This is a genomic window from Candidatus Nanosynbacter sp. TM7-076 (assembly GCF_022828325.1).
Lineage (GTDB): Bacteria > Patescibacteriota > Saccharimonadia > Saccharimonadales > Saccharimonadaceae > Nanosynbacter.
On the sequence record NZ_JAJQJS010000003.1, the window covers coordinates 1 to 24,188 of the forward strand.

The 24,188-nt window shown below is 43.2% G+C and carries 23 protein-coding genes, 4 tRNA genes and 1 pseudogene; 6 read left to right on the top strand and 22 right to left on the bottom strand.

Annotated features, from left to right (window positions below):
- A pseudogene (locus tag LRM47_RS02605) lies at positions 1 to 1,016 on the bottom strand (hypothetical protein); the annotation flags it as partial.
- Between the two features lie 199 nt (positions 1,017 to 1,215).
- Positions 1,216 to 1,902, bottom strand: a complete 687-nt coding sequence (rplA, locus tag LRM47_RS02610; protein ID WP_243822763.1) for a 50S ribosomal protein L1 — start codon at positions 1,900 to 1,902, stop codon at positions 1,216 to 1,218.
- A 470-nt stretch (positions 1,903 to 2,372) separates the two neighbouring features.
- On the opposite strand from rplA, the gene LRM47_RS02615 reads away from it, so the two are divergent.
- A complete protein-coding gene (locus tag LRM47_RS02615) occupies positions 2,373 to 2,876 on the top strand; it encodes a hypothetical protein (RefSeq protein WP_243822695.1) in 504 nt (167 codons plus the stop codon).
- Between the two features lie 33 nt (positions 2,877 to 2,909).
- A complete protein-coding gene (eno, locus tag LRM47_RS02620) occupies positions 2,910 to 4,190 on the top strand; it encodes a phosphopyruvate hydratase (protein WP_243822696.1) in 1,281 nt (426 codons plus the stop codon).
- A 64-nt stretch (positions 4,191 to 4,254) separates the two neighbouring features.
- Here eno and LRM47_RS02625 read toward each other — a convergent pair whose 3' ends face one another.
- The 8 genes from LRM47_RS02625 to LRM47_RS02660 form a co-directional block, all read right to left on the bottom strand.
- The gene (locus LRM47_RS02625) at positions 4,255 to 4,806 is read right to left on the bottom strand and encodes an L-threonylcarbamoyladenylate synthase (protein ID WP_243822697.1); all 552 of its coding nucleotides are present in this window, start codon (positions 4,804 to 4,806) and stop codon (positions 4,255 to 4,257) included.
- Positions 4,807 to 4,871: 65 nt separating this feature from the next.
- On the bottom strand, positions 4,872 to 5,297 hold the full coding sequence (rplK, locus tag LRM47_RS02630) for a 50S ribosomal protein L11 (RefSeq protein ID WP_129632624.1): 426 nt from the start codon (positions 5,295 to 5,297) through the stop codon (positions 4,872 to 4,874).
- Positions 5,298 to 5,363: 66 nt separating this feature from the next.
- A complete protein-coding gene (gene nusG / locus LRM47_RS02635) occupies positions 5,364 to 5,909 on the bottom strand; it encodes a transcription termination/antitermination protein NusG (protein ID WP_129632621.1) in 546 nt (181 codons plus the stop codon).
- A gap of 10 nt (positions 5,910 to 5,919) precedes the next feature.
- Positions 5,920 to 6,249, bottom strand: a complete 330-nt coding sequence (gene secE, locus LRM47_RS02640; RefSeq protein ID WP_129634978.1) for a preprotein translocase subunit SecE — start codon at positions 6,247 to 6,249, stop codon at positions 5,920 to 5,922.
- Positions 6,250 to 6,338: 89 nt separating this feature from the next.
- On the bottom strand, positions 6,339 to 7,532 hold the full coding sequence (locus tag LRM47_RS02645) for a sensor histidine kinase (protein WP_243822698.1): 1,194 nt from the start codon (positions 7,530 to 7,532) through the stop codon (positions 6,339 to 6,341).
- Positions 7,533 to 7,562: 30 nt separating this feature from the next.
- The gene (locus LRM47_RS02650) at positions 7,563 to 8,255 is read right to left on the bottom strand and encodes a M48 family metallopeptidase (RefSeq protein WP_243822699.1); all 693 of its coding nucleotides are present in this window, start codon (positions 8,253 to 8,255) and stop codon (positions 7,563 to 7,565) included.
- Positions 8,256 to 8,257: 2 nt separating this feature from the next.
- Positions 8,258 to 8,800, bottom strand: a complete 543-nt coding sequence (locus LRM47_RS02655; RefSeq protein WP_129632608.1) for a P-loop nucleotide/nucleoside kinase family protein — start codon at positions 8,798 to 8,800, stop codon at positions 8,258 to 8,260.
- A gap of 60 nt (positions 8,801 to 8,860) precedes the next feature.
- Positions 8,861 to 8,937: transfer RNA gene (locus tag LRM47_RS02660), tRNA-Trp, on the bottom strand.
- A gap of 127 nt (positions 8,938 to 9,064) precedes the next feature.
- On the opposite strand from LRM47_RS02660, the gene LRM47_RS02665 reads away from it, so the two are divergent.
- Both LRM47_RS02665 and LRM47_RS02670 read left to right on the top strand, forming a co-directional pair.
- Positions 9,065 to 10,267: a glycosyltransferase family 4 protein gene (locus tag LRM47_RS02665; protein WP_243822700.1), complete on the top strand. Its 1,203-nt coding sequence runs from the start codon at positions 9,065 to 9,067 to the stop codon at positions 10,265 to 10,267.
- Complete coding sequence (locus LRM47_RS02670) at positions 10,264 to 11,466, top strand: glycoside hydrolase family 57 protein (RefSeq protein ID WP_243822701.1); 1,203 nt, start codon at positions 10,264 to 10,266, stop codon at positions 11,464 to 11,466. The genes LRM47_RS02665 and LRM47_RS02670 overlap by 4 nt, the downstream gene beginning before the upstream one ends.
- 66 nt (positions 11,467 to 11,532) lie before the next feature.
- On the opposite strand, the gene rpmG is transcribed toward LRM47_RS02670, so the two are convergent.
- Entirely contained in the window at positions 11,533 to 11,751 is a 219-nt protein-coding gene (gene rpmG / locus LRM47_RS02675) for a 50S ribosomal protein L33 (RefSeq protein WP_129632843.1), read from the bottom strand.
- A 178-nt stretch (positions 11,752 to 11,929) separates the two neighbouring features.
- Here rpmG and LRM47_RS02680 point away from each other — a divergent pair, with 178 nt between their 5' ends.
- Both LRM47_RS02680 and LRM47_RS02685 read left to right on the top strand, forming a co-directional pair.
- The gene (locus LRM47_RS02680) at positions 11,930 to 16,234 is read left to right on the top strand and encodes an Eco57I restriction-modification methylase domain-containing protein (protein WP_243822702.1); all 4,305 of its coding nucleotides are present in this window, start codon (positions 11,930 to 11,932) and stop codon (positions 16,232 to 16,234) included.
- A gap of 6 nt (positions 16,235 to 16,240) precedes the next feature.
- Positions 16,241 to 17,206, top strand: a complete 966-nt coding sequence (locus LRM47_RS02685; RefSeq protein WP_243822703.1) for a hypothetical protein — start codon at positions 16,241 to 16,243, stop codon at positions 17,204 to 17,206.
- A gap of 36 nt (positions 17,207 to 17,242) precedes the next feature.
- On the opposite strand, the gene LRM47_RS02690 is transcribed toward LRM47_RS02685, so the two are convergent.
- The 11 genes from LRM47_RS02690 to LRM47_RS02740 all read right to left on the bottom strand — a co-directional run bounded on the left by LRM47_RS02690 (position 17,243) and on the right by LRM47_RS02740 (position 24,188).
- Positions 17,243 to 17,318: transfer RNA gene (locus tag LRM47_RS02690), tRNA-Thr, on the bottom strand.
- A gap of 47 nt (positions 17,319 to 17,365) precedes the next feature.
- On the bottom strand, positions 17,366 to 17,653 hold the full coding sequence (locus LRM47_RS02695) for a hypothetical protein (RefSeq protein WP_243822704.1): 288 nt from the start codon (positions 17,651 to 17,653) through the stop codon (positions 17,366 to 17,368).
- A 92-nt stretch (positions 17,654 to 17,745) separates the two neighbouring features.
- A tRNA-Tyr gene (locus tag LRM47_RS02700) sits at positions 17,746 to 17,830 on the bottom strand.
- 6 nt (positions 17,831 to 17,836) lie between these two features.
- A tRNA-Thr gene (locus LRM47_RS02705) sits at positions 17,837 to 17,913 on the bottom strand.
- Positions 17,914 to 17,956: 43 nt separating this feature from the next.
- A complete protein-coding gene (locus LRM47_RS02710) occupies positions 17,957 to 18,640 on the bottom strand; it encodes a tetratricopeptide repeat protein (RefSeq protein ID WP_243822705.1) in 684 nt (227 codons plus the stop codon).
- Positions 18,641 to 18,650: 10 nt separating this feature from the next.
- Positions 18,651 to 19,460, bottom strand: a complete 810-nt coding sequence (locus tag LRM47_RS02715; protein ID WP_243822706.1) for an AAA family ATPase — start codon at positions 19,458 to 19,460, stop codon at positions 18,651 to 18,653.
- Complete coding sequence (locus LRM47_RS02720; protein ID WP_243822707.1) at positions 19,461 to 20,606, bottom strand: RluA family pseudouridine synthase; 1,146 nt, start codon at positions 20,604 to 20,606, stop codon at positions 19,461 to 19,463.
- A gap of 12 nt (positions 20,607 to 20,618) precedes the next feature.
- On the bottom strand, positions 20,619 to 21,728 hold the full coding sequence (gene trpS / locus LRM47_RS02725; RefSeq protein WP_243822708.1) for a tryptophan--tRNA ligase: 1,110 nt from the start codon (positions 21,726 to 21,728) through the stop codon (positions 20,619 to 20,621).
- Between the two features lie 469 nt (positions 21,729 to 22,197).
- Positions 22,198 to 22,719 carry a GrpB family protein gene (locus LRM47_RS02730; RefSeq protein WP_243822709.1) on the bottom strand — a complete coding sequence of 174 codons (522 nt, stop codon included), beginning with the start codon at positions 22,717 to 22,719 and terminating at the stop codon, positions 22,198 to 22,200.
- A gap of 33 nt (positions 22,720 to 22,752) precedes the next feature.
- Positions 22,753 to 23,328 (bottom strand): class IV adenylate cyclase, encoded by a 576-nt coding sequence (cyaB, locus tag LRM47_RS02735; protein WP_243822710.1) that lies wholly within the window; start codon positions 23,326 to 23,328, stop codon positions 22,753 to 22,755.
- Complete coding sequence (locus LRM47_RS02740) at positions 23,325 to 24,188, bottom strand: alpha/beta fold hydrolase (protein ID WP_243822711.1); 864 nt, start codon at positions 24,186 to 24,188, stop codon at positions 23,325 to 23,327. The genes cyaB and LRM47_RS02740 overlap by 4 nt, the downstream gene beginning before the upstream one ends.

Genomic DNA, 24,188 nt, shown 5'->3' on the forward strand with positions numbered 1-24,188 from the left:
GTCGGACTCGGTGCGGGTGTCACGCTAGGTGTCGACGGTGTCGGCTCCGGGGTCGTCGTGCCGTCACCGTCTGTGCCACCAGACGCTTTAATTTCAACGGAAGACTCGTACTTGGTGCCGTTCACAGACGCCGTGTTCGTTACCGTCTTTGCGCCGGCGGGAGGCACCATCTTTTCCGGTGTGTATGTGACACACACCTTGGCACCGGAAGGTGCCGTCAGCTTGATGGTGCTATCGTCGACCTTAGCGGCCTTGACCTTGATGGTCGTGTTCGGGTTCCAAGTGTTACCCTTAGCACAGTCAACGTCAGAAGACAGACGGGTGTTGAAGTCGTGAATGGTGTATTCTGCTCCTGGCTCTACGAGCCAGCTGATCATCCACGACGTTGAGCCATCGGCGTTAAGCCAGCCGGCCTTGAAGTTGTCCGCCGTGACGTAGCTGTAGTGGACAGGACCGCAGTCCCTATCGCATGTACCATCACCGTTGCTATCACCGAACGTGACAGACGTCGTCTTTCCGTTCAGGGTGAGTTCGGTAACGGTCCGACCAACGGAAGACTCCTGAACCCTAGCGGTAGCCCACCAATGACCGGAAATATCGGTCTTGTTGGCCACCGAAGCAGGGATGGTGTTGACGGTACAAGTGAGGGAGCCCTCACTGACCGTGCAGTCACCGATCTGCTCCCCTGAATCTAGGACAAAGGGGAAACTGCTGGCCCACTTGAGGTAAGCGCCAGCATCTACCGTGAATGACTGTCCCGTTTCGAGTTTGGCTACAGCCCACGTTCCGCTTGCGGAAACACTCGAAGTGATGTGGGTTCCCGCGGAAGTTACGCGGGTGATTTCGGCGGTCATCTGGTGACCGGTAGTGGCGGTAGACGCCACTTCGATACCAGACGAGGACTGTGCCTCGTCGGCGGCGGCGTGCGTTACTCCTCCGAAGAGGAGCATTCCGATAATGCCGACAAGAATTGCCAGCATTGAGACTCTCAGTGGAGTCTTGGTGTGACGGCTCATCGCGCCATCCTTTCTCTCGTGAAAACTTTAGATAGCAGATGTTAAGGTTCTTATCCAGCGCTAGGCTGGAAATCAAGAACTCACTTGAACATCAGCATCTAGGCGGACTTTACTATTTTATCATAAAAAATGAAAAATGCAATAGTAACACAAAAATCCCGCCAGAATCGACGGGATTTAATTGGCTGAAACGTAAAGATTACAGAGAGTTCTCTACTTTAATGCCAGGGCCCATGGTTGTAGCGACTGCGACGCTCTTAATGTAAACACCCTTTAAGCTGGATGGCTTTTGGGAGTTCAGGCTGGTCAAGAATGCGCGTGCGTTTTCTGACAATTTTTCAGCGCCGAATGATACTTTGCCGATTGACAAGTGAACGATGGCTTGCTTATCAACACGATATTCAACTTTTCCGGCCTTTGCTTCAGAAACGGCTTTAGCGACATCGGTAGCAACAGTGCCAGACTTTGGATTTGGCATCAAACCGCGTGGGCCAAGCAAACGTGCGTATTTACCAAGCTTTGGCATGTACTGTGGAGTCGCAACCAAAATGTCGAAGTTCAATTCTTCTTTGTCCAATTGGCTTAGGAATTCTTCGTCACCGATGATGTCAGCGCCAGCTTTTTTAGCGGCAGCGTGTTCTGATTCTGGTGCAAAAACTGCTACGCGAACATCCTTACCTGTACCGTGTGGCAATGCTACGGTTGAGCGAATGTTTTGGTCGGCTTGGCGTGGGTCAACACCTAGGCGGATGTGGATTTCAACGCTAGCGTCGAACTTGACTGGGCTGGTTTCAGTAGCCAATTTCAAAGCTTCGTCTAAGCTGTACAATTTGTTCTTTTCAATGTTTTTTGCAGCGTCTTGATATTTTTTACCGCGGCGCTCCAAGCGTGGACGAGTAACTGGCTTTGGACCTTTCTTTACGTGAGCTTCGGCGTCGTCTGATTGTGGAGTAGTGTCACCAGCTTCCTTACGAGCTTCCTTCTCTGCTTTTTCAGCGGCTTCGTCAAGAGCTTTTTGGCTGCGTTTGCCAGACTTAGCGACAGTAGCTTCGCGCTCAGCAACAACGTCTTTGTCTTTGTTGTCTTGAGATTTGCTTGCGTCTGTAGCTTCTGCAATTGCTGCTTCAATTTCAGCGATTGTATTTTTCTCACTGACCTCTAATTTTAGTTCTGCTGCTTTTTCTAGCAACTCGGCTTTCTTTGCCATAAAAATCCTTTCTGTGGTACGAACGGCAATTTGTCATCTTAACAAATCAGCCTCCCAACATTGATTGATAATGTTGAAATTATACCATATTTTCAGAGATTGAGGCAAATGTTTGATTTTATGGAGAATAATTGTACAATATTCATACTATGAGTGAAGTTTTAAGTGGTTCAGATGATAATTTTGAGGAAATAGTAAGTGGAATTACTCCGTCTTGGGAGAAGGAAGATGCTATAATCGTTTCGCCACAATGCGAATCTTGCCCGAGAGTAATGGCGGCACTACTTGAATTGGATGAATATAAGAAAGCGGTAGGCGAACTCCTGAGAATGGCATCGGCGGAAGAGGAGGAAATCGTAGTAGTTGACGTACTTACTGGCGAAAGAGTGTCTGAAGGAGTTATTGACTACGCTTGTAAAATAGCTGGCGGTAAATTGGGCGGATTGAGCGAGAAAATAGCAGAAACACAGAGGGATATTTCTATCATAACCAAAGAATGTAAAGGACCTTTAGCTCTTGGAGGGTCTGACGGTTCTCGGGTTGTGCGCGTCGCTATGTGTGATAGTCCGAAGGTGCTTTATTCAGGATTGGGTGAAACTCAAATTGGTGAGCCGGTGATAATACGGCGCGACCTGAAGAAAAATAAAGATTAACATATAATTGCTGTTTTTGATAAAATAGTAATTATGGATATAACAATTACAAACATACAAGCAAGGCAAATTTTAGATTCGCGTGGAAATCCGACGGTTGAGGCGGACGTGACTTTGAGTGACGGTTCGTTCGGTCGTGCGGCTGTTCCGTCTGGCGCAAGCACTGGCTCTTTCGAGGCTGTTGAGCTTCGGGATGGCGAGTTGGCGTTCGGCGGTAAGGGTGTGCTTCGTGCGGTCGAAAATGTCAATGGTGAGATTGCGCAGGCTTTGAAAGGCTCTAATCCGTTTGACCAGGCTGCAATTGATGAAAAAATGAAGAGTCTGGACGGTACACCGAATAAGGCGCGTTTGGGTGCAAATGCGATTTTGGCGGTGTCACTAGCCGTGGCGAAAGCTGTCGCTAAGTCGCGTGGTGTGGAGTTATATCAATACGTCAATAGCTTGGCTGGAAATCCTGCAATGTGCCTGCCAATGCCGATGATCAACGTGATGAATGGCGGTCAGCATGCGCTGGGTGCGACTGATTTTCAGGAATATATGATTATTCCAACTAGCGCGGCAACTTTTGCGGACGCAGTTCGAATGAGTGCTGAAGTTTTTCATGCATTGGCAAAAATCCTGAAAGATGAAGGCTATCCTACAACGGTTGGCGATGAAGGCGGCTATGCACCTCATGTCAGGAATGGTAATATGGAGCCTATTTTGTTACTATCTCGCGCCATCGAGCAGGCTGGCTATAAATTAGGCGTGGACTTTGGCTTTGCGCTGGATGTTGCAGCGAGCGAGCTTTACAAGGACGGCAAATATAACTTGGCGACTGAGCACCGAATTCTGTCGGCTGACGAAATGATTCGCACGTATAAAGCTCTGCTGGAGCGCGTCCCTGTTCTCTCGATTGAGGATGGATTGAACGAAGAAGCTTGGGAGGATTGGGAGAAAATGACGGCTGATTTGGGCAATTTTGCGCAATTGGTTGGCGACGATCTTTTGGTGACGAATGTCGAGCGATTGAAGCGCGGAATTGAAGAAAAGGCTGGCAATGCGATCTTAATCAAGCCGAACCAAATTGGTACATTGACTGAGACAATTCAAGCTGTTTTGATGGCGAAGAATGCTGGTTGGAATACAGTGATGAGCCACCGATCTGGCGAGACGGAGGACGTAACGATTTCTCACTTGGCGGTCGGTTTGGGTACAGGTCAAATTAAGACTGGCTCGATGTCGCGTTCAGAGCGAATTGCTAAGTACAACGAGCTGCTGAGAATTGCGGAAAAGCGCCCAGATTTGGAAATTGCGCATCCGTTTGTAAAGTAACTCACGCAAAAAGACTTCCCCGTAATTTAGAGGAAGTCTTTTTTATTTGGCAATTTTCCGAGGATTATCTTCTTAAAAACTCAATTTCCCCGCCCTCGTTGATTCGGACGATTTGCGACGGTTGAGCGTCGGCGACTTCTCCAGAATCGACATAAATCGGCACTAATTCGTGGAAGTAATTTATCGCTTCGGTGATGTTTTTTGCCGGTTCTTCTCCCGATGGATTTGCACTGGGCGCGACCAAAAGACCGACGATTCGAATTAACTCTGCTAATGGAGATTCTGGCACGACTCTGAATGCCAATGTTCCGCCGTTCCTCGGAAGATGTGGCAGAAAATTAGGGCTCACTTTGGTGGCGATTGTTGTTGGTCTATTTTTGGAGATTTCTTGATATTTGTGTTTGATCGACGGCGTGAGATTAGGAATGTCGTCAATATCCGCAACCAAAATAATGACCGGATTATTCAAAGGGCGCCGCTTAACTTCGTATAATTTCTCGACGGCTTTTTCTGAATTGGCAGCGGCTAATATTCCGTAAATCGTATCAGTTTTAGCAATTATCAATTGCTCGTTCTGGAGCGCGGAAATTACACTGTTGTCTAAAATATTCTTCACAATCATTTATTTTACCATAAAATAACCCCGAGAAGTTCGGGGCTATCTGTTAAAAGTTCTGTAGCTTAGTCGACGACTTCAACGCCCATTGAGCGTGCTGATCCGGCGATAACTTTCATTGCGCCTTCGATGTCGATTGCGTTCAATTGATCTTTTTTCGCTTCAGCGATTTCTTGCAATTGTGCGCGAGTAATCTTACCAACCTTGTCTGAGTGTGGCTTGCCGCTGCCCTTTTGGATGCCAGCTTTTTCACGAATCATATCGTCAACTGGCTGACCAAGTGAGTTCCAAGTAAATGTTCGGTCTTCGTAAACTTGAATGTGAACAATTACATCCTTACCCATCATGTCTTTTGTAGCGTCATTGAATGGATTGATGAAGTCCATCATGTTTAGTCCCCACTGACCAAGCGTTGATCCCACTGGAGGACCTGCTGTTGCTCGACCGGCTGGAATGCGTAATTTCAAATTACCAATAATTTTCTTTGCCATAGTTCTTCCTTATAGTTTGTAGTGCGTAACTCGAATATTGTATCGAAAAATGCTTAAAATTGCAAGCTAAACTTTTTTAACCTGCAAGGCGTCCAACTCGACTGGAGTGTCACGGCCAAACATGCTGACCATAACCTTCAAAGTACCCTTAGATGCGTCAATTTCACTCACGGCGCCATCAAAGCCCTTGAATGGACCGTCGATAATTGAAACAACTTCGCCCTCTGAGAAATCAATCTGATGCTTTGGCTCTTCAACGCCCATTCGCTTCTTAATCTTCGCAATTTCTTTTTCAGAAACTGGAGTTGGCGTAGTGTCGGCGCCCACAAATCCTGTAACGCCTGGTGTGTTGCGGATGATGTACCAAGTTTCGTCGGTCAATTTCATCTCGACTAAGACATAGCCCTGGAAGATCTTAGCCTCAACAATTTTACGCTTACCGTTGCGAATCTGGATTTGCTTCTCCTTTGGCACGATAACGTCAAAAATCTTATCAGCCATATCGACGCCGTTGATTCGTTGGCGGATTGATTCGGCAACTTTTTCTTCATAGCCAGAATAAGTGTGAATTGCATACCATTGCTTGCTATCGTCATATCGTTTTGAACTCATAATCTCTCCCTTACTTCAAAATTTGGTTAAAGCCCCAGTTAAATGCGGCGTCAAGTAATAAAATCAGAACGACAAACACAAAGGTGAAGATAAGCACTGCCGCTGTCATTGCCCAAGTGGCTGAGCGGGTTGGCCAGCGAACTAGCTTCAGCTCTTCCCAGGCGCCCTTAAAATATCCAATCAATCCACCTTTTTCGCCAGACTTTTTAGGTGTTTTTGTGGTGATTTTTGTTGGTTTATTGATTTTTTTCGCTACAGTTTTTTCTTTTTTTGGCGCGTCGTCAGTAGCCTTGATTCGACGAACCGTAGTTTTGCTGCTTGCCTTGCCCTTCTGTGCCATATTTTCTCCCAATTTAAAAAGTCTGTTTTTCACAGACTGTCAATAGCCATTGTAATTCATCCAGTCCAAAAAAACAAGTTGACCGAATATTATTTGTCATTTTTTTTGAACTCTTTTAGTTTGAATCCGAACGTCGATCCGTGGTTCAATCGGCTTTCTACCTCAATTTTGCAGCCCAATTTCTTCGCCAACTTAGCGGAAACATATAGACCTAATCCCGTGCCTTTCGTCTCGCGAGTTCTATAATCTTCTGCGCGGTAAAACTTATCGAAAATTTTTGCCATGTCGGCTTTGCTAATGCCAATTCCCGTGTCAATAACCTTGAAGGTGATTTCGCCAGATTTATTTTTCTTGATGGATAAAGTTATGGAGCCTTTTTGTGTATATCGAATAGAGTTGGTAATGAAGTTTTGGAGAATTTCCTCCAGATATAGACGAGAAACCTTAACCACGCCAAGTCGCCCGCCGATATCCAAATTGAAAGCTAAGCCTTTTTCGCCCGCCTGAGGTGAATATTCGGAATTTATCTGAGCCGCCAACTCTGTCACGTCAATTATTTCCGTTTCATCGGCTACTCCTCGCTCTGCTCGTGATAGCGTACTGAGGTCGTTGATCATTCGCGCTAGAAATAAAATTTGCTTATGAGATTCGTCAATGGCTTCAGGAATTTTGCTGGTCATTTTACGCTCGACCAGTAATTTGGCGTTACTCAGCGAACCTTCAGCAATAGCAATTGGCGTGCGTAATTCGTGACTAACTACGCTAATAAATTCATCGCGCTCCTCCTCGAGGCTCTTCGTCTTCGTGATGTCGCGTAAAATAAGTACATATCCGTCCGGTGTCATCTTGTCGCCGCCCTGAACTGGCGCAAGCGTAACTTCCAGGCGAATATAATCGCCATCTTCGATTTTCATTAAGACGTCGTCGCGCTGGCGAATTGCGGAAGATTTGGTGAGTTCCTTAAAAATGTCAATCGGCTTTTTATCTGTCGTTTCAAGGTTCAGCACCTGACTGATATGTTCGCCGTTAATTCCGCTGTTCGTGTCAATTAAATTAAGCGCCGCCGAATTGTATGTATTGATAATTCCGTGTTCGTCCGTACTGAGAATCGCGTCGGTAATATTATTGATAAGCGTGATCATTCTTTGATGTTCGCTAAGGCTTTTTTTATCATTTTTACAATCGTCCTTATCGCTAATTTCCGACAATATTTTATGCAAAACAATAGCTATAACACCTAAAACAACACTCAGAGTGATCAATAGAAAAATTAGCGCCCACATAGCTAAAGTATAACATAAGCATATGCGTTTCTATATGTATGGCGAATATTTTTTCAATTCATTTCGGTGCATTTTATAATGCGGGTCAAATTTGGCAACTTCGTCCCAGAATTTTGTCGAGTGATTCATGTGTTTGGTGTGACATAATTCGTGGATAATTATGTAATCAATCAGCTCAAATGGCAAGTTCATCATCCCGATATTCAAGCTAATCGTCCCAGATGAAGAGCAGCTTCCCCAGCGACTTGATGAGTGTGTGATTTTACTCCGAGCAAAAGAAAAGCCGTGTTCTTTCGCTAAAAACGACAATCGCCTTGGTAAATATGACTTGGCTTCTTTTCTGAGTGCGACCAGAATTTTACTGCGGATAAGTTGTTGGTTTGCGGTAGATTCAACAGATTCCGCCTCGTTGATTTCTGCCAATATCTGCGTTCCGACGATTTTTACGCTCGAAGGTTTCGTGGCCGTTTGTATTAATAAATGATGGCTTTTGCCAATTTGCTGATTTTTTGTGTAAGAAAGCTTTTCTCTATATTGAGAAACTAATTCGCGGATTTGCTTCCGGGAGGTTTTAACCAATGCCTTTGCGGCTAACAGCGGCGCATATGGCGGCATTGTGATTTGTATTCGTCCATCTGGCGCAATTTTCAAGCTAACAGTCTTCGCTAGGCTGCGTTTTTTAACGACAATTTCTCCGAATTCTTCGTCGGTAATAATTGCCATGACTAACCTATGTTAATACGATTTCCGGCAATTGGGCGGCGCGGAGCTTCTGGGCGACTGGCGCCGATTTGCTTAAGAACAGTGCGAGCCTGACTGCTTAAGGTGTGGCGACCGCTAATCACGACGTAGGATTCGCTGCTGTGTGGCGCTGAAAACTGCTTCAATCGTCGCTCGAAAGATTCGTCATTTCCGCCGTAAGCCTTTATCCAGCGATGCTTGGCGGTGGCAGGATCGGTTTGTACCCAAACAAATAGGACTTTATATCCGTATTCCCTGGCAAGGCGATTGATACGCATACGATTCGTGCGCTGATCTGTTGATCCGTCCAAAATGACAGTTTGCTTAGTCTTCAAAAATTCTTCCAAAAGCGACAATGTTGCGTCAGAAATGGTCTTTGTATTGTCCGTAAAAACTTCAAATTGTCGAGAACTCACCACTGGAGAATTGAAAATCTTCGCAAATTCTACGGCGAATTGTGTCTTCCCTGAACCTGGCGCACCAACCATGGCGATAATATGCGGAAGTGAAGGTGATAAAGGTTTCATATTGAAAAATTATAGCAGATTTTTGACTAATAAAAAAGATTCCCTTTCAAGCGAGAATCTTGGCAGGAGTGGAGGGACTCGAACCCCCGACACCTGGTTTTGGAGACCAGTGCTCTAGCCACCTGAGCTACACTCCTATAGCAACCATTTTATCACGAATTAGCTTTGTCGCAAATGTTAAAATTGTGAAAAATAAAAAACTCGTGAAAAAGATCCCAAAATCCCTTGAAAAAACATAAGCGTAGTTCTACAATTAACTCAGAGATGAAAATTTTAATGCTTGGGTGGGAACTTCCTCCGCACAATAGTGGCGGACTTGGTGTTGCTTGCTATCAGATGTCGAAAGCGCTTGCTTCGGAAGGCGTTGATATCGACTTTATCATTCCCTACACCGCCGAGCATCCTGGAATTGACTATATGAATATCTATTCAGCCACTCCTTTGCCGCCAAATTATCACGATTTGGGTGCATATAATAACGGTTTGGAGGAAGATCGTGAAAACGCCAAGGACGAGTATGGTCTTTCGCCGATGCGTGCCGTACAGAGGCGTTACGGTAAATACGTTCGGAAGTTTGTAAAAAATCATCAGCCTGACGCGATTCACGCGCATGATTGGTTGACGATGGAGGCTGGAATAATTGCTAAGGAAATGACGGGCGCGCCGCTAATTGTGCACGTTCACGCGACGGAGTTTGACCGTTCTGGCGAGCAGTCCGGGAATCCTCTGGTTCACGAAATTGAGCAACAAGGCTTGTTGATGGCTGATCGGATAATCGCCGTTAGTGAAATCACGAAGGAAATAATTGTTAAGAATTATCATATTCCGCCAGAGAAAATTGAGGTGGTTTATAACGCGATTGATTTGGCTGATTTGCCGCCGCATGAGTATGATGCCAGTACTTACAGGTATTTGGAGGAGTTGAAAAAGGATGGCTATACGGTTGTCGGCGCGTTGACGCGACTCACGGTTCAGAAGGGTTTGACGTATTTTGTGCGAGCCGCAGCGAAGGCGCTTGATAAATATGAGAAGATTGTTTTTGTTTTATCCGGAAATGGCGAGCAAAGAGATGAACTGATTGAACTGGCGGCAGATTTGGGGATTAGCGATAAGATGATTTTTACGGGATTTGTGCGCGGAAAACAGTGGCGAGATATTTACTGTTTGATTGATGTTTTTGTGATGAGCTCGGTTTCTGAGCCATTTGGCTTGACTGCCTTGGAGGCGGCGCATCATGACACGGCGTTACTTATTAGTCGTCAATCTGGCGTTGGTGAGGTTCTGAATAATATTATGCGGTTTGATTATTGGGACGTGAATAAATTGGCGGATGAAATTGTTAATATCGCTGAATCACCTGCCTTACAGAAATCTCTGAAGAAAAACGTTAAGAATGAATACGCGAGAATTTCCTGGCAGGATGCCGCTAGAAAATGTCTGAAACTGTACAAAGGAGCGCTGATATGAATAAAAATAAAGGAATAGTTTTATATCTACATGTACACCAACCGTGGCGAATACGCGAGTATAGTATATTTGACGTGGCTTGGAAACATAACTATTTCTCTGGCGGTCAAAATCCGAATCAGGACAATCAAAAAATATTCCAAAAAGTTGCAGAAAAGTCGTATTTGCCGATGAATGCTTTGCTTGAAAAATTATTGAAAAAATATCCTGATTTTAAGATCTCGCTGAGTTTTAGCGGAACGTTTTTAGAGCAAGCCGAAAGGTTTAATCCTGAGGTTTTGGAGAGTTTCAGGCGCCTAGTGAAAACTGGTCAAGTAGAAATCTTATCAAGTCCGTATCATCACAGTCTGGCGTTTTTCTATTCACGTAAGGAATTCGAGCGCCAAGTTGAGCTTCACCGCTGGAAGATTCGTGAGATTTTTGGTGCGGAAACGCGAGTTTTGGCAAATACAGAATTGGCGTATAGTGATGACTTAGCAAAATGGGCTGAACAGGACGGCTTTAATGGCGTGTTGGCTGAAGGTTGGGATCCGATTCTGAATTGGCGCAGTCCAAATTATGTATATCGCCCGAGAGGCACGAAGAAAATTGGATTGCTACTTAAGAATTATCGATTGAGCGATGATTTGGCGTTTAGGTTTAGTGATCGAAAATGGAATGAATGGCCGTTGACCGTGGATAAGTTTAATACGTGGGTGGAAGATTCTGTTCGTTACGCGCCACTGCTTAACTTGTTCATGGACTATGAAACTTTTGGCGAGCATCAGTGGGCGGAATCTGGAATTTTCGGCTTCTTTGAGAAGTTTGTTGATAAATGGCTGAGCGCTGACGGCAATACTTTCTATACCGTTAGCGAAGCATTAGACGCGAATGCGCCTGCCGGTGAAATAAGTATGCCGTCGCCTGTAACGTGGGCGGACGCCGAGCGGGATTTGACGGCTTGGAACGGCAACAGCTTGCAGAAAGAAGCTTTGCGATATGTCTATGAGCTTGAAGATGAGGTTTTGAATAGTAAGGACGAGGGTTTAATTAGCGATTGGCGAAAATTGCAAACTTCAGACCACTTCTATTACATGGGAACGAAGAATTTCACCGACGGCGATGTCCACGCTTATTTTAGCCCGTATGATTCGCCGTACGACGCTTTTCTTTACTATATGAATACCATTCGTGATATGAAATCTCGATTGAGGAAATAGTCAGACATTCTTGCCAAATAAAAACTCCCTCTTAATGCGAGGGAGTTTCTGTATAATCTTGTTAAATTAGCTTTTGCGAGCTTTAACTTCGTTACGACCAAGGTTTTTCTTAGTCTCGGTGTAAGTAGCGTGTTGCTTTGCAATTGGGTCGTACTTACGTAGTGTCAATTTACCCTGACCTTTTGTTGTGCGGTTCTGGGTGTTAACAGTAGTATAGTAAGTTCGGTGGTTGCTCAAGTTACTCACCAAACCAATCAGCTTTCGTTTCGTATTCTTCTTTGCCATCTCTTTACTCGTTAGATTTTATAAAACGTCTTGACTAATTATAGCATGGGTGAAGTGAAAATGCTAGACCTGTATCAGATTTTTTATTAAGATTATGTCGTTCAGCTGAGTTTTTGGCGGCTGTTTTATAGTATAATTATCAGAAAGGTTGCTCTCTTAGCGGCTGTGGAGGATATTTATGAATGATGATAAGAAAATAATAAAAACCACAAAGAGGATTTATCCCCAAATATATTCTTATATTCTGCCAGATCTTCCAGCTAATAAAGGCTGGCAAAAAGTCGGATATACAGAACGTAAAGACGTTGATTCGCGAATATTAGAACAGACTAAGACTGCGGCTGTAAAATTGCGGTATGAGAAATTGTGGAGTGCCAGTTCTTTTTCTAACGCAACTCACGAATTCTTTAAGGATAAGGATCTTCATAAATATTACGTAAAAAATGGAATCGAGAAGAGTAAAAAGCAGGACGATGGCGGATTGGGCGAGGAATGGTTTTACTTCAATGGTACGCCAGAAAAATCTAAAGAACTGTTTGATGATTACGCTAATGGCAATTTATTCAGTCGATCTTCCGAGAAAAGTCCGTATAAGTTGAGAAAGGAGCAAGAACGTGCTGTTTCTCAAACCCTTGCTTATGCAGAATCTCACCAGACTACAGATTTTTCTTCGCCAAATAAAGAAGCGGAATTTTTATGGAACGCAAAACCGCGCTTCGGTAAAACTCTCTCTTCTTACGATTTTGCAAAAAAGTTTAACGCTAAGAATGTTTTGATAGTTACTAATCGTCCAGCAATCGCTAATTCGTGGTTTGATGATTTCGATAAGTTCATTGATGGATATTATTTTATTTCGACGGCAGATTCTTTAAAAGAACGCGAAACCTTATCTAGGTACGAGTTCCTTAATAAGGCTAATTCATCAAGTGAAGATAGGCAGATAACTTTCTTAAGTCTACAGGACTTAAAGGGTGGCAAGGTTTTTGGTGGACCGCACAACAAATTAAAATGGGTGGCAGATCTTAAGTGGGATTTGTTGATTATAGATGAGGCTCATGAGGGTGTTGATACAGACAGAACTAATGAAGCTTTTGGAAAAATTAAGCGCAGGTTTACGCTGCATTTATCTGGAACGCCTTTTAAGGCAATAGCGGATGGACATTTTAAGGACAATCAGATATTCAACTGGACTTATATTGATGAGCAAAAAGCTAAGCAAGAAGAATTGAAGAATCTGGATGATTCAGGCGATCACGTTAATTTGCCAGATATGAGATTGTTTACCTACAAGATGTCCGATATTATCTCTGATCGGCTTGAAAAAGGCATGGAGATGGACGATGAAAATATCGATTATGCTTTTGAGTTGAATGAAATGTTTGCAACAGACGCAAGCGGCAAGTTTATTCATGAGAATGATATTTCAACGTTCTTAAATCAATTAACTTCAAATGAAAAATATCCATTCTCAACCCCTGAATTAAGAGATCAATTAAAACACACGTTTTGGTTGGTAGGAAACCGCGTTGCTTCAGCGATGGCTATGGAGAAAATGTTGCGCCATCACCCGGTATTTAGTGAATATAAAATAGTGCTTGCCGCGGGCAATGGAAGGTCTTCTCAGTCTGACAATAATTCATCTGAAGATGAAATGAAGGATACTGCAGCTAACGAGAAAGCTCTGAGTAGGGCTAAAAAGGCTATCAAGGAGAATGATCGCACCATAACCTTATCTGTCGGGCAATTGACAACTGGAGTTACTATTAAAGAGTGGTCTGCTGTGCTTATGCTGTCTGATATTAAATCTGAGTCGTTGTATATGCAGGCAATATTCCGTTCCCAGAACCCGTATGAATTTATAGATAATAACGGCAACCTCTGTCGTAAAAAGTCGGCTTATGTCTTTGATTTCTCGCCGAATCGCGTGCTTAAAGTTTATGACAAGTTTGCCAACAGTCTATTGGCGGACGTAGCCAGAGGTGAAGCTACAGAAAAAATCAGAGAGCAGAACGTAGCAGAATTGCTGAACTACTTCCCTGTCTTGGCGGAAGATGAATCTGGTAAGATGATCGAATTGGATGCAGAGCAAGTTTTGACTTTCCCTAAGGCCATCGTCGCGAAGGAGGTTGTTAACCGCGGTTTTGTTACTAATTTGTTATTTGTAAACATTAACAATGTCTTCAATATTCCTTCTGAGGTGATTACGGCACTGAATAAGGCTCATTCAACTAGCGACACTGATAAGCAGACTAAAAGCGAAGAAGTTCAACACGACCCAGATCGTAAGAAGAATCGAGATCACAGAATATCTGTAAATAAGGATAAACTACTCGGTAATAAGGTCTACACCTCAAGAATGCAGGATATTGTGTTGTCTGCGGTTGATTCGGATATGGAGGCGGACAAGATTGTTGAAAAAATTACCGCTGACTGCATGTCTGAGATATCTGAGCCCCTTGGGAGATATAAAGATTACTATTCTCCTTCAAAGACAGAGCTTGACAATATTAAAAGTGGACTCCGCGAAAAGGTCAAAGAAGCGGCAGAAGAGTTTGTGTCTGGCGATATAGCGGACAGGATGGCTCAGGATAAGTTAGCGGATAGCCTGGCGAATATAATTGAGAAAGATCTTCCTAACGATACCGTCATTCATAAAGAAGAGGATAAGTACGAAAAAGAAGAAAAATCTGAAATGGACCAAATTAGGAGGAAATTGCGTACATTTACTCGCGCTATTCCTTCATTCATTATGGCTGCCAGTACAGATGTAGATGAAATCACATTGGATAACATCGAGGATACCGTTTCTGACAAGGATTTTGAGGAATTATTTACAGAAAAAGATAGTGAGCCATTTACAAAAGATGACTTCCGTAAAATTCGCGGCCCATGGACAAATCCAGAAACTGGCGAAACATTTGAAGGATTTTTTGATCGCTATACATTTAACGCCGCCATTCGAGAATTTGAGGAGAAGCGACAGGAAATTGCGGATTACCTCTCCCCTGGCGCCAAAGAAGACATTTTCTCTTACATTCGCCCGTTAAAAACAAATCAGATTTTTACGCCAAGAGGAGTTGTGAATAAAATGCTTGATTTGTTGGAAGAAAATAATCCTGGCATATTTGAAGATCCAAATGCGACATTTGCGGATTTATATGTAAAGAGTGGCTTGTATCTTACGGAAATAGCAAAGAGGTTAAACAGAGGACTTGAGAGTAAAATACCAGATAAGTCGGAAAGAGTAAAACACATCCTTGAGAAGCAGCTTTATGGATTTGCGCCAACGAATATTATCTACAATATCGCACGCAAGTACATTTACGGGACATTTTCAGGTATTGATGGTAGCAATCTTAAGCAATTAGACTTAACTGACGCGTTCAAAAAGGGAGAGACGTTAAATATGAAATTTACAGCAGTAGTTGGAAATCCGCCGTATCAGGAAAATGACAATGGAGCTCGAGCTGACGGTTCAGCTAACGCTAGCGCTAGCCCAATATATCAGTATTTCGTCGAGGAGTCTAAGAATTTCAGTGATATTCAGTGTCTTGTTATACCGTCGCGATGGGCTATGGGTGCAGGTAAAGGCTTAAAGAAGTTCACAGAAAGTATGCTTAAAGATCATCAAATACAATCATTTTATTATTTTATGGATTCGAAAGATATTTTTCCTAATAATGACATAAAGGGAGGAATTTGTTACTTTGTACGAAATAGAAATTATACAGGAAAGGCAAAAATAACCGTCAAGGATACTGCGTCGGAAGAAACTATGCATAAGTTTCTCGATGAAGAAGGGGTTGGGATTTTTATTCCGTATGCTGAGCTTGCTGATATTTTAGGGAAAGTGAAAAAAGAAACAGTTGACTTTAAAGAACAGAATATGCAAAAAATCGTTTCGGTGCGCAAGCCGTACGGCTTGAGCACCGACTTTTTCACTAGTCAGTCTAAATATAATTTGCCACCTGTAAATATCAAAAAGCAGAAAGATGATGATATAGAAATAATTGGTCTATATAAAACCAAGAGGACTTCTAGGTTCGTCCCTAGAGACTATCCCGTTCCTGCAGGGGGCGATACGATAGGCAGGTGGAAAGTGTTCATACCATATGCTTACGGATGCGGAGCTATAGGTGAGACCATACCGTCGCCGATACTCGGCTCGCCGATACTCGGCTCGCCGATACAGATATGTACAGAAACTTATTTGAGAATTGGATGTTTTAATACTAAATTTGAGGCTGAGGCTTTGCTGAAGTATATAAAAACGAAATTCTTCCGAACGATGGTTGGAATATTGAAAACTACGCAGCACTCGACGACTACATATAAATATGTGCCAATTCAGGACTTCACTCCGGAATCAGATATTGATTGGTCGAAATCTATTGAAGAGGTTGATAAGCAGTTGTATAAAAAATATAATCTAAGCGATAAAGAAATTGCCTTCATAGAAGAAAAAGTTCGCCCGATGGAATAAAATTACATGCCAGACTCTGCTGTTGACATCCTTGAAAACACCATTCGCCGCCATGGCGACTTGTTGGATGTTCTTTTGTTGGACAGGACGCGGACGACGAAGCGAAAATCGCATAATATTTTGTGGGCTACCGACTCTTACGTCGGTCATAATCCAAAGCAAGAAATATCGATTTTAGATATCACTGGGTCAAATACGTATTTAATACAGCCCAGAATTGCCAAGTCGAAAGAGGAGCAAAAAAGCCGCACAAAGGATAAGGCTGAGGTTTTTACGCCAAAGAATATTGTCAGTCAAATGAACAGACAGATAGACTGGAGTACTGGAAATTGGCCTGCGGATGAGAATAATTGGAAGGATTACGTTAAAGAACTTCGCCTGGAAATAACCTGCGGTGAGGCGCCGTTTATAGTCGGTCGATACAATGCCGCCAGCGGAAAAAAAGTGTTGAAACTGTCTGACAGGGTGGGATTTTTAGACCGTAAACTTCAAGTTGTCGGTTCGTATTGTAATGATAAGAAAGAATGGTTGGAATGGGCGATTGTTGCTTTTCAATGCTCTTACGGATATGAATGGCAAGGTGATAATCTTCTACTAGCCAGAGAGAACCTTTTATATACCTTCATCGACTACTGGAATGACAAATTCCCTGACGATAAGATAAATCTTGACAGGAAAATATCAAAAGAAAAAATGGAAATGTTATTACGGGTTGCGGAAATTATTTCTTGGAACATTTTCCAGATGGACGGAATTAAAAACGTGATACCGATGAGTTGCCGCCATGAAGTGATAGAAAAAGAAATTCCCCCTATGGTCAAATTATGGGGCGAATCTCCAAAGATTATTAAGAATGAGTGTATTGGATGCAAAAGCAATGACCACTTTAAGCATAATGGTAAATATGCCTTTATTATGGATTGGGAAAAAGGAAAACCAGTTAAATTTATAAACTTAATGAAGGAAGAATAAAAAAAGATCCGCATCTCTGCGAATCTGTGTTTCATATGGAGCCACGATCGGGGCTTGAACCCGAGACCTCATCCTTACCATGGATGCGCTCTACCAACTGAGCTATCGCGGCGTAACAGGCTTAATTTTAGCATATTAAGCCATGTTTAATCAACAGGGCTATTTTTTACGAGCTGACTTTTTGACTGGGGTATTGGTCTCTTTTGGCAGCTTTGGCGTGACAAATGCCTCTATTATTCCCCACGCTATGCTATTGACTAAGAATGTAACGAACAATATTCCTGAAGCTGATGCCGCCAAGTGCGCTGATGAAGCGTTAAATAATGTCAATAATCCCGCTACAGCCAGCCCGATTATGGCTAACATAATATAAGCGTATTGTAATTTCAATCGTTGGTTTTTTTCGCTATTCCATAGTGTCAGAATAGATTTTGTAAATTCAAACATACCCATATAATAGCACATATGCCTATAAAAGTCAATATTGCTACTTTACGCTATCAAAAAAGTCGCCTCAAAAGGCGACGATGATTCAATCTTGGTGCTGGAAGTAGGACTCGAACCTACGAAGCCTTACGGCGGGAGATTTACAGTCTCCTGTGATTGCCACTACACGATTCCAGCGTGATGTGGAGCCGCTTCTCGGGCTCGAACCGAGGACCTACGGTTTACAAAACCGTTGCTCTAGCCAACTGAGCTAAAGCGGCAACTGAATTTATTTTATCAATTTTTTCTCTCTGTGACAAGAGTTTACATAACTATTTTTCGCGGTTGATGGATTTTGCGCTGTTGGCGTGGACGTGGCGCGTCGGCTTTCTTTGATGACGCTGTCGGAGTTAGCATTTTCGTGGCTTTTTTACGCAATTCTTCAGCCAGCTCAGTCTGTCCAGCATTGTCATATGCTTCCGCTAAAATCTTCAACGTCTGAGGAATCGGCTCTAACTCGACAGCTTTTTCCAGGGCGTTGATAACCTTCTTCGTATTCCCTATTTTCTCCTGAACCTTAGCGTAAGCGATGTAACGCGCCGCCAAATCATCTTCCATTTCTAGTGCTTGCTCGAACGCTAGCGACGCCTTTTCGTAATTCTCTGTTTCGTAGTAGATTAAGCCGACGTTATGAAGACTGGAGGCGCTTGGCTCCAAACTCTGGGCAATCTCAAAACACTCGATGGCGTCTTTATATGCGCGTTGCTTGGCGTATAAAATTCCCAAACGGTTGTACGCCGTGGCGTTTTTCTCGTCGACTCGCAAAATTGTCAATAATGCCTTTTCTGCTCGCAGATATTTATTTTCACGAATTGATTCTTGGGCAATTTCCCATAATTGATCAAGTTTATTAGTAATCTTAGTTGGCAAATCGCCAGTTTCTTTGATTGACGGATGATAAAAAATCGCCCAAATCATTAAAATCAGAATGAGGAGTAATCCAAACATATCTATACTATTATATCACAAGTTGCGTCAGCGCCAGCCTGACGTTGGCGTTAGATTTTAACGCGCTCGCAACAGAGGTAGTTTTTTCAAGTTGCTCCTCAAGCGACGAATTCATCCCGCGAGATAAAGCCTGAAAACGAATCATATTCACTATAATATCCGTCAGTAATATCGCTTTTTGGCGGTCAGAAAAGTATTTGGCGAGATTCTTAAACGTGTCGTATTCCCGATTTGTGGCTAAAATTTGCTTTGCGTCAGTGGCTAATTGGCGATATTCGGCGAATTTTTCTGGATTTTCCGCCAATTCTTTAATCAACAATGGTCGCCCAGCCGCGAGGAAAAGGATCTGCTGGCTAGAAGCTGGGTCTAAATTGTACTTTTCAAGCAGTTTCTTATCCTGAGCGGATGTCGTTTTATGAAGTGTTAATGTCTGGCAACGAGATCTAACAGTGTCAAGCATCAACTTCGGGTTTTTCGCAACAAGGATAAAATTGGTATTTTTATTCGGCTCTTCCAGCGCTTTCAGGAATGCATTTTGCGACGGCTCGGTCATTGAATCGGCTTCGTCAATGACAATAACTCGACGATTTATGGCGTAAGTTCGGAGCGTAGAGATGAGTTCGCGGATTTGATCAACGGATATAGTTTGCTTTTCTGGAAGCGGTTTCAGGTGAAAAGTATCGCTATTTTTTGCCAACATTTGAGCTACGCCCAGTCCATCAAGCCCGTAATCAGCAATCACCAAAAGCGCGTGCGGTAATTGCGATGAAATCTGGTTGATTTTTTGAGCATCTCGAGCGGATATAATCACTTCAGGCATCTATAAATCCTCTGGGAAGAACTTCTTGAATTCGTCAGGAACTGCGGCTTCAAAAACTTTTCTATCACCAGACGGCAAAGTTATTTCTAATTTTTGAGCATGCAACATCATACGACAATCCGAAGACTTTCCGTAAACTCGATCGCCAAGAATCGGTGCATTCAAATGAGCCAAATGGACACGCAATTGATGAGTTCGACCAGTGGTCGGCTTCAACTCCACAAGCGACTGAGTATCATTTTCCGCCAAAACATGGTAAGTTGTTTGAGCCGGCTTTCCGTTCGGATCTATGCGGAACGTGCTCGGCGCCGAAGGATTGCGCCCAATTGGCAGATCAATTTTTGCGGCATTCAACTTTGGTTTGCCGTCGGTTATCGCTATGTAGGTTTTCTTGGCGGTTCGCTCGGCAAATTGCCTCTGTAGATGCGCGGCAGATTCTGGGTTTTTGGCTATAATCAACAGCCCTGAAGTGTCGCGGTCAAGCCTATGGACAATTCCCGGACGATCCGTGTCCGTCGCAAACGAAGTTTTCGGACGAATTATCTCTGCGACCGTCGGCTCGTCAGAAAGTCCACCCTTCGCGTGTGTCAGCAGTCCGCTTGGCTTATTAACGACAATCACATCATCATCCTCGTATAAAATCGGCAAATCTACATCCGTCTGCTCTTTTTCTGGCAAATTAAGCGCAATCTCATCAGTCTCATCAACTTCAAATTTTGGCGTCGTCACGACTTTATTATTAACCGAAACATATCCAGCTTTTATGTATTTTTGCCAAAGACTTCGGGAAATTGTCGTGTCGAATTTGGTCGATAAATAAATATCCAAGCGAACTTTGGTTGGCGAAATTCGGAACATTATGACGTACTTTCCCTGGAACGGCGTTTCGATAAATTCTGGATCTAGCGGATTTGGCAAAATCTCGGCGTTATCTGGTTTTTCCGTCCATAGCTCGTCAATAGATTCCTCGTCAACAATCGAGCCGTAAAGCAATGCAAAATGCTGCTTATTCAAAATAAATTCCGCAAAAACGTGCGACTCATCCGTTTGAATTTCCAGCCGACGCAGCGCCTTGACGGGCGTATTATCGTCCGCCAGTTTGTATAATCTAGCTATTTTCAGCACTGTCCGAGGTAATATTTTCACGCGATTTGCTCCCTATTTTCGAAGCCCTACGGCTTTTTGAACACGGTACAAAGTTTCATTAGCGACGGCATTCATGTCTTTTTCACTAGAAGCCAACTTCTCTTCAATTGCTCGCTCATCAACCGCCGCAAGCCGATTCTGGAAATTCTCCAAAAATTCCGCAACTTCGTCGGCCACGATTCGCTTGAAATCGCCATAACGATCCATACCGAAGTACTCATTGGCGGTTTGCTCCAAAGTAACTTCCCTGCCAGCGTCTTGCCGAACCAAAGTCAAAATCTCCAGCAAATTAGAAATTCCCGGCTGATTTTCCTTGTCATATTGAACTTTACCAATTGAATCTGTCGTTGCGCTCATTATTTTCTTATGTGCCGATTTTGGATCGTCAGAAAGGAAAATAATTCCCTTGCCGCTCTCGTCAGATTTGCTCATTTTCTTCGCTGGATTCACGAGATCTTTAATCCTCAATCCTTGATCTTTTCCGAAGAATTGATGTTGCTGAATTACGGGTTTTGGCACGATAAATAGATCGCCAAACTTACGATTCATTCGCTCGGCAATATCACGCGTGAACTCCAAATGCTGGGTCTGATCGTCGCCAACTGGCACGTAAGTCGCGCCGTAAAGCAAGATGTCGGCAGCCATCAGGACAGGATAGTTAAATAGTCCGACGGAGATATTTCTGTCTATAGTGTCCCAAATTCTCTGTTCGTCAGACATTTCCCCCTTGGTTATTTTACTATCAAGAAACTTACGCGATTTGTCTTTGAACTGTGTCATTATGCTCATCCTGCCAAACCCAGTGAAGCAATCTAAAATCCATGTTAGCTCGCTGTGAGCTGGGATATAACTTTGGCGATATAGATGAATGGAGGTATTGTCCAACGACAATCCAGCGGCGGCGTAAACTCGCGCGTTATTTAGGACGCTGTCGTATAACTTGCTGTGGTCGATCGGCGTCGTAAAACTGTGAAGGTCTGGGATGAATAGATTGATATCATATTCGTCCGAGCGGCGCTTCGCCATATTGATAATCGGCAAAATAGCCCCAAAGTAATTACCTATGTGGATGTTGTTGTTGGCGCGCACGCCAGTGAGAATTACGGGTTTTGATGGTTTCATTAGGTATATTATAACATTATTCGATCGTTAAGTAATGGGACGATATCCTCTTTCTAGTTTAACTTAGCTATTGATCTATAATTTTTAAAGACTTTTTGTATACGGACTCTATGCCTTTTTCTATCTTTCGTATAGCTGATACATCACTGTCCTGGGATGTTGCTATGCCATCAAAGTTACTTGCTAAATCATCCCAGTCAATTGTTGGATAGTCAACTTTATCGCAGTCAGTTAATCGCGCCATTGCAAAACACAATACATCAAGCAATACAGCCGTCCCGATTTTGTCTTACGAATCTCGGTAGAGATCAATGATTTCGCGAGCAATGATAGCCTGTTGAATGTAGTCGTTGTCAACTTTCATGAGTTTACTAAATAATCCCGCAGCATCACGAATCCGTCAACCGTAACATCGCGCCAAAAATCTGGCAGCAGATGGAGCGAAGCGTGCGGAATATGAATGAGGAGATTAGCCGCCATTTTTCCACTGCCTGGCACGTTGCAATAACTTATCGACATAAGCTGCTTTAAGTTTTTTATACGCTGACCTGTCGTAATTTGCTTGCTTGGCATATTGATATTTTATCTTTGAATATTGATCAGCTTCGTCATTGTGAGACCTTAGATGATCTCTGATAATTAAGAAGTTATCGTGCGTTTCAGTATTCGCGACCGCGAGGTGAATATGAATATCGCCCTCGCCAGTTTCTTCTTGTCGGGACGCCAGGAAGATATACCCTTGACGGGAACTTGGATTTAATGAAGGAAAATATCCAATTGCTACCAATTTGTCCCGCAGCTCGTTCATGTGTTCGCTATCTTTAGCAGAAATAAGGATATCTAGGATATTTTTACCATCTAAACCAAGTACCGCGGTACTGCCGACATGATGAATTTGCGAACTATCCGCAAGCACTAGCGCTAATTTATTTTTCACGCGCGTAAAGACAGCCGATATGTCTTTTTTGGATCTTTTAATTTCAACCGACATAAGACCTCTTAAATTTAATTTGATAATTATACGCTAACTAGCGTTATTTTGCAGATTTCTAATGCTTGTGTCGTACGGAATTTTCCATAATTTGCCGTCAATGTTCAGGCTTTTCAGAAAATTGTACATTTGTTGTTGAATGTTTTTTACGTCGGCGCTATCTTCGGTCAAAACCTCCAGTTCAATAAATAACCCCAATCCAGCAACTTCATCAATGCAAATCGTATAGTCCTCAGTTTTCGATTCAAGGCGGATTTTATCAACCGTAACGATTTCTTGCCAGCCCAGCGCTGTGAGCATTTGGCGCGCCGCATTTCCGTCATCAACTGCAAATTCATATTCATCAGACGCTAGCTTTGTCTGCTCCTCGACCTTCAATGTCATCAAGCTTCGTCGCAACTCGCCAGTTTCCGGATTAAGAACGTCGCGCACTCGCATAATTTTTGAACCAGGAACAATTGGCGCGTCAACTTGCTCGGGCAATAAAAACACCGTGTCAATTTGGCGTTTGCTTGATATTTGCGCAATAAGTTGGTCTTTAAGGATAGTGAGAAGCTCGTCGCGTGTTATGTTGCTCGATACCTTAAATTTGGACTCTATTTCAATCATAAACCTTCTCGTTTGGACTTTGCTATAAGACGACTCATTTTTGGTGAATATTTTCCCGCCAAATGCTCTTTCATAATTTCCGACAACTTCTTTGCATATTTATCGGTTATTTCATGCCGCTGAGTTGCCATTGACGTATGAGTGATATTGTTATGATCTTTTGCCAATTTCTTTAAGTTTCTCTCGACAATCAGTGGGTCGAGTTTTCCAGACAAAATAGCAATCGAAAGAGTGAGCTTAGTGATGTCATTCATTGTCGTCTGATTTATAATCGCGGTGTTCAGGGCAATTAAAAACGACTCGGCGGTAACTTCATCAGCCTTAAATCCAGCGTCAGGCCAAATATTGTGCCGATCAGCGAATTGCAAAAAGCGTTTCGAGCTGCGCGGATGGCTATTGAAAAACTCATAAAGCGCACGCAAAATCTTCTCTGGATGATGATTTTTTTCGTCGACCCTCGGATAATATATCGGCGGACTACACAAAATCAGCGACTTGCTCAACTTCGGATATTGCTTGGCGAGCTCTACCGCGGCCAGCGATCCCATAGAATGACCGATGATAATATCGACGTGATTTATGAATTCCCTGCGCAAAGTGGCGACGATGCTTGCGGCTTGGTCGTGAACATTGTAGGATTTCCAATCAGGCTTGGGCGAATTGCCAAATCCCAGCATATCAATTGCTATAACTCGCGTGTCCTTCGGCAAATATGGCTCCAGCGGCGTCCATGTTTTCCAGGATGTGCCTAATCCATGAATAAGTAAAATCGTCGCTTTCGGTTTTTCTGGACGAGAAAAATAATGCACGTTCAATGCATACGGAATCTGTAACCAGCGATGGATAATCTTGTCCAACAT